This is a genomic window from Bacillus sp. VA13 (genome assembly GCF_055710085.1).
The window spans coordinates 680,371-694,070 of sequence record NZ_JBVQPP010000002.1; the positions used below are offsets into that span (position 1 = coordinate 680,371).

Below are 13,700 nucleotides of genomic sequence, written 5' to 3' on the forward strand. Positions count from 1 at the left end.
TTTAAGAAAAATGACAGATGATGCGCGACTTGACATCTGTTTGAAACACAAATGTAATAAAATTTATCGCTAATTTGTCGAAACTTAATGGTATAATGATTCTCGTACATAAGGAATTAGTGTTTTTTACATATGATGTGAAATAAACGCTATACAACCAGAATAAGAGATGCACAGAATAATTAACCATAAACGACCATCATTCCTCGTAGAGTATGAGGAACGAAACTTGATGTTCAAAATACAATTCCAAATGAGAACAGGTTCACAGTAAAAGGGAGGATATAAAAAGTGAGAAAGAGTTTATTGACACTTGGTTTGGCTTCCGTCATCGGGACAAGCAGTTTTTTGATCCCATTTACAAGTAAAACTGCATCGGCGGAAACATTAGATGAAAAGAAACAAAAAATCGAAAGCAAGCAATCTGAGGTTGCTTCCAGCATTGAAGCAATGGAAAAAGAATTAACTGAGCTTCAGGAGAACCAAACAAAGATTGAAAAAGAACTGAAAGACATTAACGCTAAGGCGCTTGATACAAGCAACAAGATCGAAGATAAAAAAGAAGAAAACGATAAAACAAAAGAAGAAATCAAAAAACTGAAAAAAGAGATTAAAGAGACAGAAGCCCGCATTGAAAAACGCAATGAAATCCTGAAAAAACGCGTTCGTTCTTTACAGGAAAGCGGCGGATCTCAAGGGTACATAGATGTCCTTTTAGGATCAACAAGCTTTGGTGATTTTATCTCTCGCGCCACTGCGGTTTCATCTATTGTGGATGCAGACAAAGATTTAATCAAGCAGCAAGAGCAGGATAAAGCGAAGCTTGAAGATTCTGAAGCGGATTTGAATAATAAGCTGAAAGAAGTTCAAGCTGCATTGGCTAAATTAGAAACAATGCAAAAAGACCTTGATAAACAGCTTGATGAAAAAGACAAGCTTTTCGACGAAGCAAAAGCAAGCCAGAAGAAAACGGCTGCCGCGATTTCTGAATTAAAATCAGAAGCGTCTAAACTTGCAAATCAAAAAGCAGATACTGAAGCTGAACAAGCACGCATCAAAAAAGAACAAGAAGCAGCGGCTGCTTTGATCAAAAAGCAGGAAGAAGCACAAAAAGCATCTGATGAAACACAAACAGATGACAGCCAAACGGCTACAACTGAATCAGCAAAAGCAAGCTCATCTGATAATGATTCTTCAGATAACTCTTCTAAGGGTTCGTCAAATAGTTCGTCTAACGGATCATCTTCTAAGAAGAGCAGCAGCTCAAACAGCAATTCAGGCGGCACTGTTATCAGCAACTCCGGCGGAATTGAAGGCGCGATCAGCGTTGGTTCAAGCATTGTAGGACAATCCCCGTACAAATTTGGCGGCGGACGCACTCAGTCTGATATCAACAACCGTATTTTTGACTGCTCATCATTCGTACGCTGGGCATACGCTTCTGCAGGTGTGAACCTTGGACCTGTCGGCGGAACAACAACTGATACGTTAGTTGGCAGAGGACAAGCTGTCAGCGCGTCCGAAATGAAACGTGGAGACCTTGTGTTCTTTGACACTTACAAAACAAACGGACACGTAGGAATCTACTTAGGAAACGGTACTTTCCTAAACGACAATACATCTCACGGTGTATCTATTGACTCTATGAGCAACGTTTACTGGAAAAAAGCATTTAAAGGCGTTGTAAGACGTGTTGTTCAATAATAAATAAGACAAGGGCCTTCTTTGAACAGAAGGCTCTTTCTTTATTAACATGTATACCCGTTTACAATACATTTAATCGTGATGAGAAAAAAAGTGAGCAAAAAAATAGCGTATCACCATGAGATTTTATAGGATATGGGTAAGGAATACGCTTGATGGGGATTCTTATCATATAAGAAAGAGCCCAAACTTGAAAAGATGGTTTAAGGAGTGAATAGTGTGTCAGAAGAAAAAATTTATGACGTGATTATAATCGGCGCGGGCCCTGCTGGGATGACGGCCGCTGTATACACATCAAGAGCAAATTTATCGACATTAATGATTGAAAGAGGAATTCCAGGCGGGCAAATGGCCAATACGGAAGATGTAGAAAACTATCCTGGATTCGAAAGTATCCTTGGGCCTGAGCTTTCTAACAAAATGTTCGAACACGCGAAAAAATTCGGTGCTGAATACGCTTATGGTGATATTAAAGAAGTCGTTGACGGCAAAGAATACAAAGTGGTCAAAGCCGGTTCAAAAGAATATAAAGCACGTGCTGTCATCATAGCCGCAGGTGCGGAGTATAAAAAAATCGGCGTGCCTGGCGAGAAAGAATTGGGCGGCCGCGGTGTATCTTATTGTGCAGTATGTGATGGCGCTTTCTTTAAAGGCAAAGAGCTTGTTGTTGTTGGCGGGGGAGATTCCGCGGTTGAAGAGGGTGTGTATCTGACACGTTTCGCTTCAAAAGTAACGATTGTTCACAGACGTGATAAACTCCGTGCGCAAAGCATTCTTCAAGCGAGAGCATTTGATAATGAAAAAGTTGACTTCTTATGGAACAAAACCGTGAAGGAAATTCATGAGGAAAACGGCAAAGTCGGTAACGTAACGCTTGTCGATACGGTAACCGGTGAAGAAAGTGAATTCAAAACAGACGGCGTATTCATTTACATCGGCATGCTTCCTCTGTCTAAACCGTTTGAAAATCTGGGCATTACGAATGAAGAAGGCTACATCGAAACAAACGACCGCATGGAAACAAAGGTTGAAGGTATTTTCGCTGCCGGAGACATTCGCGAAAAGTCACTGCGCCAAATTGTAACGGCTACAGGAGACGGAAGTATTGCGGCACAAAGCGTACAGCATTATGTCGAAGAGCTCCAAGAAACGCTGAAAACTTTAAAATAAAAAGGGCTGTCATACGAGTTTCACATTACGTTACTGGGTTTTAATTCCGCTGTAACAGTTGTGTAATGCTTTTCGGTTATGATTAATAAAGTAATTGACCCCCTTTTTATAATGAATACACTTTTTTGGCACGGATTCTCCAGTTATCCGTGTCCTTTTTTTGTCCAAAAATAAAAGACGGATGCCTGTTACAGCAAATCACCTGAACTAAGAGATGAATATGCTGTAAAATAGAAGAAAAGATTGTCAATGTCTCTTCATTGTGGGAGGCATCTTGAAGCGGTATAATAAAGAGACGATGACAGGACGAGAAGGTTAGGTGAACGTACTTGCAAAGAGTGACAAATTGTGTGCTTCAGACGGATGACAAAGTCCTTCTGCTTCAAAAGCCGAGACGCGGCTGGTGGGTCGCGCCGGGAGGCAAGATGGAGAGCGGAGAATCAGTCAGAGACTCCGTCATCAGAGAGTACAGAGAAGAGACTGGTATCTATATCATAAATCCTCAGTTAAAAGGCGTTTTTACCTTTATTATTAAAGATGGTGACCACATTGTCTCTGAGTGGATGATGTTTACGTTTGTCGCTGATTCTTATACAGGGCAAAATGTAGCTGAATCAGAGGAAGGCAAGCTGCAGTGGCACGATGTCAATGACATTCAAAACCTGCCTATGGCGCCGGGAGACGGCCATATCCTTGATTTTATGATGAAGGGACAAGGGCTGCTGCACGGCACATTTACGTATACACCGGATTTTGAGCTGCTCAGTTATCGTTTAGACCCGCAGCATATCAAATAGAAAGACAAGTCAGGGGGGAGAAAGATGAGTGTTAGTGAATCACATGATATTCAGCTTGTCATTATAACCGGAATGTCGGGAGCGGGGAAAACTGTCGCTATTCAAAGCTTTGAAGATCTCGGCTATTTCTGCGTCGATAATCTTCCGCCTTCATTGCTTCCGAAATTTTTAGAGCTGATGAAGGAATCAAATTCAAAAATGAGCAAGGTTGCGCTTGTGATGGATTTGCGCGGCCGTGAATTTTTTGACCGGCTAATTGAAGCACTGGATGAAATGGCGGAAAATCCGTGGATTACCCCGCGAATTTTATTCTTGGACGCGAAGGATTCCATTCTTGTCACGAGATATAAAGAAACGAGACGTTCGCATCCTCTGGCAGTGACGGGCCTGCCGCTTGAAGGCATCGCGCTGGAACGTGAGCTTCTTGAGGAATTAAAAGGCCGCTCTCAAATCATTTACGATACGTCAGACATGAAGCCGCGTGATTTACGCGAAAAAATCGTAAAGCACTTTGCGTCAAACCAAGGAGAGACATTTACCGTGAATGTCATGTCATTTGGTTTTAAATACGGTATTCCGATTGACGCAGATCTCGTCTTTGATGTCAGATTTTTGCCGAATCCTTACTATATCGAAAGCATGAGGCCGCTGACTGGCAAGGATGAAGAGGTTTCCTCTTACGTCATGAAGTGGAATGAAACGCAAAAGTTCAATGAAAAATTAATCGATTTGCTGAGCTTTATGCTTCCATCTTACAAAAGAGAAGGAAAAAGCCAGGTCGTCATTGCAATCGGCTGCACAGGGGGCCAGCACCGCTCTGTGACACTTGCCGAGAATTTAGCTGGTTATTTCAAAAAGGATTACTATACTCATGTTACTCACCGGGACATTGAAAAGAGAAGCCGGAAATAAGATGGGACAAAAGCCGAAAATTGCAATCTTTGGCGGTGGTACGGGTCTTTCTGTATTGCTTCGGGGCTTAAAGCATAAACCTGTTGACATTACGGCCATTGTGACAGTTGCCGATGATGGGGGAAGCTCTGGCCGTCTGCGGGATGAACTGAAAATTCCGCCTCCCGGAGACATCAGAAATGTGCTTGCCGCTTTATCCGATGTGGAGCCGCTTGTTGAAGATCTCTTTCAGCACCGCTTCAATAAGGGGAATGACTTAACAGGCCATTCTCTCGGGAATTTGATTTTGGCAGCGATGACAAATATAACCGGTGATTTTTTTCACGCTGTCACAGAAATGAGCAAGGTGCTGAATGTAAGAGGAAAGGTTTTGCCAGCTGCCAATGCCAGTGTCGTTCTGCATGCTGAGATGGAAGACGGCCGCGTGGTTTCAGGCGAGTCCACGATCCCGGCGTCCGGACAGCGCATTAAGCGTGTTTTCCTCACGCCTGAACATATTGATCCGCTGCCGGAAACGATAGACGTGATCAGGGAAGCGGATTTGATTATTATCGGTCCGGGAAGCCTCTATACAAGCATTCTTCCCAATTTGCTCGTCCCGAAAATCGGGGAAGAAGTGGTGAAGGCGCCAGCGAAAAAAGTATACATTTGCAACGTAATGACTCAGCCCGGCGAAACACTCCATTACACCGCAGCTGATCATGTGAAAGCGCTCAATCAGCATATGGGCTGTGGTTTTATTGATACGATATTAGTGAACAGCGAAGACATTCCTGACGAAATAAAACGTAAGTACGAAATGGAATCGGCGCGTCCTGTTGATTTTGATATCGAGGAGCTGAAAACAATGGGGCTTGAAGTCATCAGAGATCAAATCGTAACGTATAAAAATGACGTAATTCGTCACGATACACATAAAGTGGCCTCTCTTCTTGTCGATTTACTAAAAGAATGAAGCCAGAAATGAGGTGGCTATATGTCATTTGCATCAGAAACAAAAAAAGAATTAACGAATCTGGAAGTGAAAGACTGCTGCATTAACGCAGAGCTGTCGGCGCTTATCCGGATGAACGGAGCATTATCATTTACAAACCGCCATCTCGTACTTGATGTTCAAACCGAAAATGCGGCGATTGCCCGCCGCATCTATACATTGCTGAAAAAACAATATGATGTGTCGGTCGAGCTGCTGGTCAGAAAGAAAATGCGGCTGAAAAAGAATAACGTCTATATTGTGCGTTTTTCAGAAAATGCAAAAGCAATCTTAGAGGATTTAAAAATACTTGGGGAGAATTTTGTGTTTGAACGAAGTATTTCGAAAGAGCTGGTCAAAAAGAGATGCTGCAAGCGTTCTTATATGAGAGGGGCATTTTTGGCAGGAGGTTCGGTCAATAACCCGGAAACCTCCTCGTATCATTTAGAAATCTTCTCTCTTTATAAGGAGCATAACGATTCATTATGCGACCTGTTAAATGAGTTTCAGTTAAACAGTAAAACGCTCGAACGGAAAAAAGGCTATATCACCTATCTAAAAGAGGCGGAAAAGATTACTGAGTTTCTGAACGTGATCGGCGCCCACAATTCGCTTCTGCGGTTTGAGGATGTCAGAATCGTCAGGGATATGAGAAATTCGGTCAACCGCCTCGTCAATTGTGAAACAGCCAACTTAAACAAAACGATCGGTGCTTCGCTCAGACAGGTGGAGAATATTAAATACATCGATGAAAGAATCGGCCTGGATGCGCTTCCTGAAAAACTTCGGGAAATCGCGCAGCTGCGAATTGATTATCAGGAAGTGACGCTGAAAGAGCTGGGGGAAATGGTAGCAAGCGGGAAAATCAGCAAATCAGGGATCAATCACAGGCTGAGAAAACTTGACGAAATCGCAGAACAGCTGCGGACAGGGCAAACCGTCACTTTAAAATAACCGTAAAGAAAAGGGGAGATCTTATGGTTCAACAGAAAGTGGAAGTTCGATTAAAGACAGGACTGCAGGCGCGTCCTGCTGCTTTGTTTGTACAAGAGGCAAACCGGTTTACGTCAGATGTGTTTCTTGAGAAGGATGGGAAAAAAGTAAACGCAAAAAGCATCATGGGGCTGATGAGTCTTGCGGTAAGCACAGGCACTGAGGTTACCTTGATTGCCCAGGGAGAAGACGAACAAGAAGCGCTTGAAAAGCTGGCTGCTTACGTTCAAGAAGAAGTTTAGGTGATAAAAGATGAATGACTTTCTAAAAGAATGCTTTCAGAAAATCGGCTGGGAGAAAGACCATGTCAGCTTCGGCGATCTCCCCCTTTTTCTTAAAGCAATGGCATACCGTTTTCCATTTGAAAACCGCGCCGTACTCGCAAAAGAGAATTATAAGGTAACAAAAGAAGAGCTGTGGCGCCGCCTGGTCAAAGAACACCACGGCGGCCTTTGCTACGATTTAAATGGTTTCCTTTATTTTGTCTTGCGTGAGGCCGGGTTTCAGGTGAAGCTCATTCGGGGAACGGTTTATGCCGGAAAACAAGAAGAGTGGGCGTTAGACAGAACGCATGCTGCTGTATTGCTGTCTGCGGAAAAAGGCGAGTATATCGTTGATATCGGCTTCGGCATCAACCTGGCGCTCCAGCCGATACCGCTTTCTGGAGAAACGGTACAATCATCTGTTGGTTCATTCCGAATCAAAGAAGAAGAGACAGAAAAGGGCAGCCATGTTCTGTTGATGGACAAAGGGGAAGGCTGGCAAATCGGTTACGCCTTTACCCTTGAAGAGAGCAATGCCGGTGATTTAGATGACATGAAGGACATGATTCATTCTCATGAAAAATCTCCTTTTAACAAATCACTGCTTGCCTCAAAGCTGACACCGAACGGACGGATGGTCATGTCAGGCCGCCATTTCACCATTCATGAAAACGGCGGTGAAGGCCAAAAAAGTGACATCGGCCCTTCAGAGTTTGAAGAGAAATTAAATACTCATTTTTTGTAACGTGAAAAGCTTGCAGCATGTCTGCAAGCTTTTTCTTATGAGCAAGTGTAGATTGCTGCATCAAATGCATCTTCTGGGATATACAGTTTTCCCTTTTCGTATTTATAAGGAATTTCATTCTCTTTAAAGCACTCTTTGGTATAGTCAGTTAGCGTATCCCCAATTTCTATGTATTTCCCGGTATAGTTGGGCTGACATGCTGAAAGAATTGACGTAATTGCCGGAAGCAACATGGTTTTCTTCATCACGACACCTGCCTATTATGAAAATTTTACCTTTATCATTCTATCATAACAAAAAGAAAAAGACCGGTTTACTATTCCGCACATGCTATAATAATTTTGGAATCTTCTAGAAAAATCATCGTGATGTACATATAAGGGGGATCAACGTGTATCGAATTTTGCTTGTGGAAGATGATGAGCGGATTGCTGCTTTGTTGGGCGGTCATCTTCAAAAATACGGATATGAAGCGAAAATTGCTGAACAGCTGAATGATATAAAATTGGAGTTTGCGGAAATGAAGCCGGATCTGGTGCTGCTTGATATCAATCTGCCTTTTTTTGACGGGTTTTATTGGTGCAGGCAAATCCGTACCATTTCTAATGCGCCGATTATCTTTATATCAGCGCGGACCGATGAGCTGAATCAGGTAATGGCGATTGAAAATGGCGGCGATGATTATATCACCAAGCCGTTCCATTTAGAGGTAGTGATGGCCAAAATCAAAAGCGTCCTGCGCCGCACATATGGTGAATACTCGCCTTCTTTGTCACAGGAATCAAGAATAGTTGAGCTTGGCGGGCTGACGATTTATCCTGATCAGAATGAGGCCGAGTGGAACAGCACCCGCATCTTGTTTTCACAAAAAGAATTTCAGCTTCTATCGATTTTCGTGAGGGAGCATAAAAAAATCGTCTCCCGTGATGAATTATTGGAGGCGTTATGGGATGACGTTGATTTTGTCGATGATAATACGCTAACGGTCAATGTCAATCGGCTGCGGAAAAAACTGGAGAATGCCGGACTGAAAGATTGCATTTCAACGATAAGAGGACAAGGCTATCAATTTCAAGTCAATCGGAAGGATGAACCGGAGTGTTAAAGACTTATCTCATCGACCGCTTCGCTATTATTCTATTTGCATTATTAGGGATAGGAGCTGCCACGCTGATTGCGTATTTAAGCATCATAGAGAGCGGCGCAGAACCTCCTGCAGAAAATATGATATACATGTGGGTCTTGCCTGGTGTTCTTTTAGCTGCCGGTTTTGCTGCTGATTACGTACGGCAATTTTCCTTTCTGGCTTATGTCAAAAAGCTTGCAGAACAAGCGCCTTCTTCGAATGACATCGGCCAGTCTTTGAAAGCCCGAAAGCCAAGAACACGAGAGCAGGCGCTTTGGACGAAAATGATCAACGCACTCGGGCAGCAATACGAAGGCAGGCTCTTACAATATAACAATCAGCAAAAACAGCATTATACCTTCACCAATCAATGGGTCCACCATATGAAAACACCAGTATCTGTCATTTCCTTAATGATTCAAGAAGGAAAAAATGGAACCTCTTCTTCTTTTCCGACGTTTTTAGAGGAGCTGGAGGATGAAAATGAGAGGTTTCGCCATGGTCTTGATATGATGCTGCAAACGGCCCGGCTGGAGGAATTTGCGTTTGATGTAAGGCCGCAAACCTTTGATGTAACCGAGCTTGTCCGTTCACTTATTAATCAGGAAAAACGGCAGTTTATCAAACGGCGCCTTTTCCCAAAATTACATGTGCCGCCAAACACCGTTCAGATTTCAAGTGATCAAAAATGGCTTTCCTTTGTTGTCGAGCAAATCCTTTTCAATGCCTTAAAATACTCAAAGCAAGGTGAGGGAGACCATATTACAATCCGGATTGAAACAGAGGGACATGAAACGCGCTTATCGATTGCTGATGAAGGCATCGGCATACCGCCGCAGGATCTGCCGCGGATTTTTGATGCGTTTTTTACCGGGGAAAACGGACGAAGCATGTCAGAGGCAACGGGAATGGGCCTTTATTTAGCAAAACAGGTGTGCACCCGGCTTGGCCATCAGCTGTATGCGGAATCAAAAGAAGGGGCTGGCACTGTGATGACCATCGTGTTTTCAAGTGACACCTTAGTGAATGTGACAGCATTGTAAGGTTGGGGAGCGGAATTGAAAGAAAGTTCGATGGGAGGCTGCTGACTTCCTTTTTATAATAAAGAAAAAGGAGGAGCAGAACATGAACGTGTTACAAACAACGAACCTGTCAAAAACGTACTATTCAAATAAAGGAACGATATCATACCAAGCGCTCAGCGACTTTGATCTCAATGTGACGAAAGGAGAATTTGTCGGGATTATGGGGCCGTCGGGAAGCGGAAAAACCACGCTCCTGAATTTGCTGGCCACCATTGATAAACCGACCCAGGGCGAGATGATGATTAACGGCATTCAGCCGAAAACGTTAAAGGATCAAGACCTGGCTCTGTTTCGCAGAAGAGAACTCGGCTTCGTCTTTCAGGATTTTAATCTGCTTGATACGCTGACGATTCAGGAAAATATTCTCTTGCCGCTCGCATTGGACAAGGTAAAGCTGAGAGAAATGGAAGCCCGCTTGGGAGAACTGGCGGATACGCTGCAAATCAAGCATATTCTTGACCACCGGACATATGAGGTATCGGGCGGGCAGCAGCAGCGCGCGGCCTGTGCCAGAGCGATTATTCATAATCCGGCGCTCATTCTTGCCGATGAACCGACGGGAAACCTTGATTCAAAATCGGCTAAGCAAGTGATGAACACGCTGGCTCAGCTGAATGAAGAAAAGGAAGCGACAATTTTATTGGTAACGCATGATGCCACAGCGGCAAGCTTCTGTAAACGGATTGTGTTTATTAAAGACGGACGTTTCTTTTCAGAGATTCACAGAGGGTCAAACCAGCAGGTGTTTTATCAAAGTATACTGGATACCTTGAGTGTGTTGGGAGGCGATTTTCATGAATTTGAGAACCATCGCCCGTAAAAACATTCTTGGGAATCTGCAACGATATGTCGCCTACTTTCTTAGCTGTGTATTTGCCGTTTCGGTGTTTTTTGTCTTCACATCTTTTATTTTTCATCCAGATGTCAATGAAGACAATGTATATGGCGGAAGCCTTGTCAAAACGTGCTTGAGCGCAGCCCTTGTCGTCATCATTGTATTTTGTATATTTTTTATTTCATATTCAAATTCAGCATTTTTGCAGGCGAGAAAGAAAGAGTTTGGGCTGCTTACGCTGTTCGGAACATCAAAGCAGCAGCTCCGCAAGATGATTTATTATGAGCAGTCACTCATTTCTCTAGCGGCGATTGCTGCCGGCATTGGAGCAGGGCTGTTATTTTCAAAACTGTTTTTTATGATCATGACTTGGATGCTCAGCGTGAAGGTGCCGATCTCGTTTGTCATTGTGCCGAAAGCGTTTGTGATGACAGCTGTGGGCTTTCTCATCCTGTTTCAGACACTGCTCATTTTATCACTGGCACGGATTCGCAAGCTGGAAATCATTGAGCTGATTAAATCGGCTCAAAAGCCGAAAAGCTTGCCGGCCTATTCGAAATGGCTCACTGTGCTGTCTTTGCTGTGTCTGGCTGGCGGTTATTATCTGTCTGCCACAGCGAATGCAATTGATATGGTATTTCGTGTCTTTCCGATTTTGATTTTAGTGTTAATCGGGACGTATTTCTTTTTTACACAAAGCAGTGTGGCGTTTTTCCGCATGCTGTACAGAAAGAAACACAGCTTTTATAAAGGAACGAATATCATTGTCCGTTCCAACATGATATTCAGGTTGAAGGATCATGCACGCATGCTGTTTTTAACTTCTATCATTACAGCGGTCATTTTAACCGCTACAGGTGTTATCTATATGTTTTATGCTGATTTAGAAAGACAGGAGGAGCAAAGCATTCCTCAATCTGTCGCCTGGGTAGAAAAAGACGCTTCCAGCTTTCAGGTTATGAAGCCTGAGACGGCTGAGAATACATTGAAAAAAGCTGATGCTAATATCAAGTATAAGGTGGATACCACAGGGATTCCTGTCACTTTTCAATCAGACTTGCCGTATGGAAACAGGAAAGCGGAAGCGGAGGCTTTGCTGATTTCAGAGAAAATTTATAATCAAGTCGCAAAGGAAAAAGGTTTCCCTGTTATTCATTTACAAGAAAATGAAGCGTTTATTAATGTTCCGTTTCAAATGATGGTAAAAGATACATTTGGTGAAGGGGAAAAAGCAGCATTTCATATGAAGTCAGGGAAAACACTTTCCTACGTCATGAAAAAGCAGCAAAACAAAGGGATATTGATGTCAGTTGAAGGAGTCAGCCGTTTATTAGTCGTCAGCGAAAACAGCTTTGACAGCCTTACTCAGGAAGTGCCGCTGAAGGAACAGATGAGAGTGGTAGGTTATGAGCTTGAGCATTGGCAGGAGACGGTAGATATCTCTGAAAAGCTTGGAAATATGGTGCCGAAGGAACATACATCTGATTTTCAAACGCGTGCTCCTAATTTTCAAATTGTGAAGCAGGGAGTCGCATTAATGCTGTTTATCGGTCTGTTTGTCAGCGTGCTGTTTTTTATCGTGCAAGGAAGCATGCTGTACTTGCGGATGTTTACGGAAATAGAAGATACGAGAGTCCAAGTTTTAGCATTAAAGAGAATGGGGATTACGGACAAAGAAATTCACTCCATCCTCGGAAAGCAAATTGGATTTTTGTTCTTCATCCCATTTATCGCGGGCACAATTCACGCCGGTTTTGCGTATGCAGCGTTAAGCAACATGCTGAATTCCAACTTATTTCTTGAGGCTGTGATTGTCATCTTCATTTATTTTGTGTTCCAGGCTGTTTATTATATCGTCACCCGCCATATTTATAAGCGTGCTGTTCTTCAGCATATGTAATATAAAATCCGGTCTGGATCAGACCGGATTTTTGTTTATTGGAATTCTCTTGTGAGATTTTTCGGTGTTTGCCCTTGAATGGCTGCGATCATGTTTTCGGCAGCCTGTTTACACATATTAAAGCGCACTTTCGCTGTTGCTGAGCCGATATGCGGCAGTAAAGTAACATTATCTAGCTGCAAGAGCGGATTGTCTTTTGCGACAGGTTCTTCTTCATACACGTCTAAGCCGGCGCCACGAATCCATCCTTCTTGAAGGGCATGGATGAGGGCCTTTTCATCAACCGTCTTTCCCCGGGAAATATTGACGAAAATTGCTGAATCCTTCATCTTCTTAAATTCGCGTTCCCCTATCATGTGATACGTTTCATCAGTCAGCGGCGTAATGAGAAGAATAAAATCAGATTGTTCGAGCAATGTATCAAGCTCAGCGTACTTGACGCCGATGCTGTCTTCCGTTTCTTGTTTCCGATGGCGGTTATGATAAAGCACTTCCATATCGAAGCCGAATTTGGCGCGTCTCGCTGCTTGTTCGCCGATTCTGCCCATGCCGATTATGCCTAACGTCTGATGATGAACGTCAATGCCGAAAAGCGCTTCCTCTTCAACTGTTCCCCATTTTCCGGCTCTGACGAAACGGTCCAGTTCGGCAACACGTCTGGCGGAAGATAGAATCAGAGAAAAGGCCAGATCCGCGACCGTGTCATCCAGTGTATAAGGTGTATGAGTGCCAAGGACACCTCTTTCTTTCATGGCTTCTATATCGAAGTTATCATAGCCTACGGATTGATTGCTGACCACTTTGAGCTTAGGCGCATGCTCCAGCAATTCACGATTGATTGACGGTCCGGACGTTCCTGAAGTTAAAAGCCCTTCTGCCTCTTTTAATTTCTCAAATAGCACGTCATTCGGAAGCGTATCCTCCTGCCATATTTCATAACGGCAATGTTCACCGATGAATGCTTCAATCTCTTCAGGAATCGGTTTTGTGATCAATACAAATGGTTTCATCAAGGCTCCCCCTTTATGGCTGTTGTCTATTTAATTATATCGGAAATAAATAGATGTTAAAAATATAGCTGTGTCTTTTTAAATTTCTGGTTCTTTTGAACTTAAAATGGATATTGAAATTGATTGAACAGCTAAATCTGCTTAAAAAAGTTTTTTAATTATCTGAATTCACCTATATTTTTTGTCA

Annotated in this window: 14 protein-coding genes; 12 read left to right on the top strand and 2 right to left on the bottom strand. The window is 43.1% G+C overall.

Features of this window, described 5'->3' with window-relative positions; translation table 11 throughout:
* Nucleotides 1-291 precede the first annotated feature (291 nt).
* From cwlO to AC0C66_RS11615, 8 genes are all read left to right on the top strand, one after another.
* Nucleotides 292-1,704: a peptidoglycan DL-endopeptidase CwlO gene (gene cwlO / locus AC0C66_RS11580; RefSeq protein WP_472973587.1), complete on the top strand. Its 1,413-nt coding sequence runs from the start codon at nucleotides 292-294 to the stop codon at nucleotides 1,702-1,704.
* Between the two features lie 219 nt (nucleotides 1,705-1,923).
* On the top strand, nucleotides 1,924-2,874 hold the full coding sequence (gene trxB / locus AC0C66_RS11585; RefSeq protein ID WP_003228139.1) for a thioredoxin-disulfide reductase: 951 nt from the start codon (nucleotides 1,924-1,926) through the stop codon (nucleotides 2,872-2,874).
* A gap of 329 nt (nucleotides 2,875-3,203) precedes the next feature.
* Nucleotides 3,204-3,671, top strand: a complete 468-nt coding sequence (locus tag AC0C66_RS11590) for an 8-oxo-dGTP diphosphatase (RefSeq protein WP_014115283.1) — start codon at nucleotides 3,204-3,206, stop codon at nucleotides 3,669-3,671.
* A gap of 24 nt (nucleotides 3,672-3,695) precedes the next feature.
* Nucleotides 3,696-4,583, top strand: a complete 888-nt coding sequence (rapZ, locus tag AC0C66_RS11595) for an RNase adapter RapZ (protein WP_014115282.1) — start codon at nucleotides 3,696-3,698, stop codon at nucleotides 4,581-4,583.
* Between the two features lies 1 nt (nucleotide 4,584).
* Nucleotides 4,585-5,538, top strand: a complete 954-nt coding sequence (gene mgfK, locus AC0C66_RS11600; protein WP_061188072.1) for a gluconeogenesis morphogenetic factor — start codon at nucleotides 4,585-4,587, stop codon at nucleotides 5,536-5,538.
* Nucleotides 5,539-5,559: 21 nt separating this feature from the next.
* Nucleotides 5,560-6,510 carry a DNA-binding protein WhiA gene (whiA, locus tag AC0C66_RS11605; protein ID WP_003219831.1) on the top strand — a complete coding sequence of 317 codons (951 nt, stop codon included), beginning with the start codon at nucleotides 5,560-5,562 and terminating at the stop codon, nucleotides 6,508-6,510.
* Between the two features lie 23 nt (nucleotides 6,511-6,533).
* A complete protein-coding gene (locus AC0C66_RS11610; protein ID WP_003219835.1) occupies nucleotides 6,534-6,791 on the top strand; it encodes an HPr family phosphocarrier protein in 258 nt (85 codons plus the stop codon).
* Nucleotides 6,792-6,801: 10 nt separating this feature from the next.
* Nucleotides 6,802-7,557: an arylamine N-acetyltransferase family protein gene (locus AC0C66_RS11615; RefSeq protein ID WP_088679711.1), complete on the top strand. Its 756-nt coding sequence runs from the start codon at nucleotides 6,802-6,804 to the stop codon at nucleotides 7,555-7,557.
* Between the two features lie 35 nt (nucleotides 7,558-7,592).
* Here the strand turns inward: AC0C66_RS11615 and AC0C66_RS11620 are convergent, their stop codons facing one another.
* Nucleotides 7,593-7,802 carry a hypothetical protein gene (locus AC0C66_RS11620; protein ID WP_088679712.1) on the bottom strand — a complete coding sequence of 70 codons (210 nt, stop codon included), beginning with the start codon at nucleotides 7,800-7,802 and terminating at the stop codon, nucleotides 7,593-7,595.
* Nucleotides 7,803-7,948: 146 nt separating this feature from the next.
* Here AC0C66_RS11620 and psdR point away from each other — a divergent pair, with 146 nt between their 5' ends.
* The 4 genes from psdR (at nucleotide 7,949) to AC0C66_RS11640 (ending at nucleotide 12,503) form a co-directional block, all read left to right on the top strand.
* On the top strand, nucleotides 7,949-8,662 hold the full coding sequence (psdR, locus tag AC0C66_RS11625; RefSeq protein ID WP_072183373.1) for a two-component system response regulator PsdR: 714 nt from the start codon (nucleotides 7,949-7,951) through the stop codon (nucleotides 8,660-8,662).
* Entirely contained in the window at nucleotides 8,656-9,726 is a 1,071-nt protein-coding gene (locus tag AC0C66_RS11630) for a HAMP domain-containing histidine kinase (protein WP_061187864.1), read from the top strand. Before psdR ends, AC0C66_RS11630 begins: the two co-directional genes overlap by 7 nt.
* A gap of 82 nt (nucleotides 9,727-9,808) precedes the next feature.
* Complete coding sequence (gene psdA / locus AC0C66_RS11635; protein WP_072183372.1) at nucleotides 9,809-10,588, top strand: lantibiotic ABC transporter ATP-binding protein PsdA; 780 nt, start codon at nucleotides 9,809-9,811, stop codon at nucleotides 10,586-10,588.
* Nucleotides 10,563-12,503 (top strand): ABC transporter permease, encoded by a 1,941-nt coding sequence (locus tag AC0C66_RS11640; protein WP_472973588.1) that lies wholly within the window; start codon nucleotides 10,563-10,565, stop codon nucleotides 12,501-12,503. The genes psdA and AC0C66_RS11640 overlap by 26 nt, the downstream gene beginning before the upstream one ends.
* Nucleotides 12,504-12,538: 35 nt before the next feature.
* On the opposite strand, the gene AC0C66_RS11645 is transcribed toward AC0C66_RS11640, so the two are convergent.
* Nucleotides 12,539-13,516 carry a 2-hydroxyacid dehydrogenase gene (locus AC0C66_RS11645; protein ID WP_080010106.1) on the bottom strand — a complete coding sequence of 326 codons (978 nt, stop codon included), beginning with the start codon at nucleotides 13,514-13,516 and terminating at the stop codon, nucleotides 12,539-12,541.
* Between the last annotated feature and the right edge of the window lie 184 nt (nucleotides 13,517-13,700).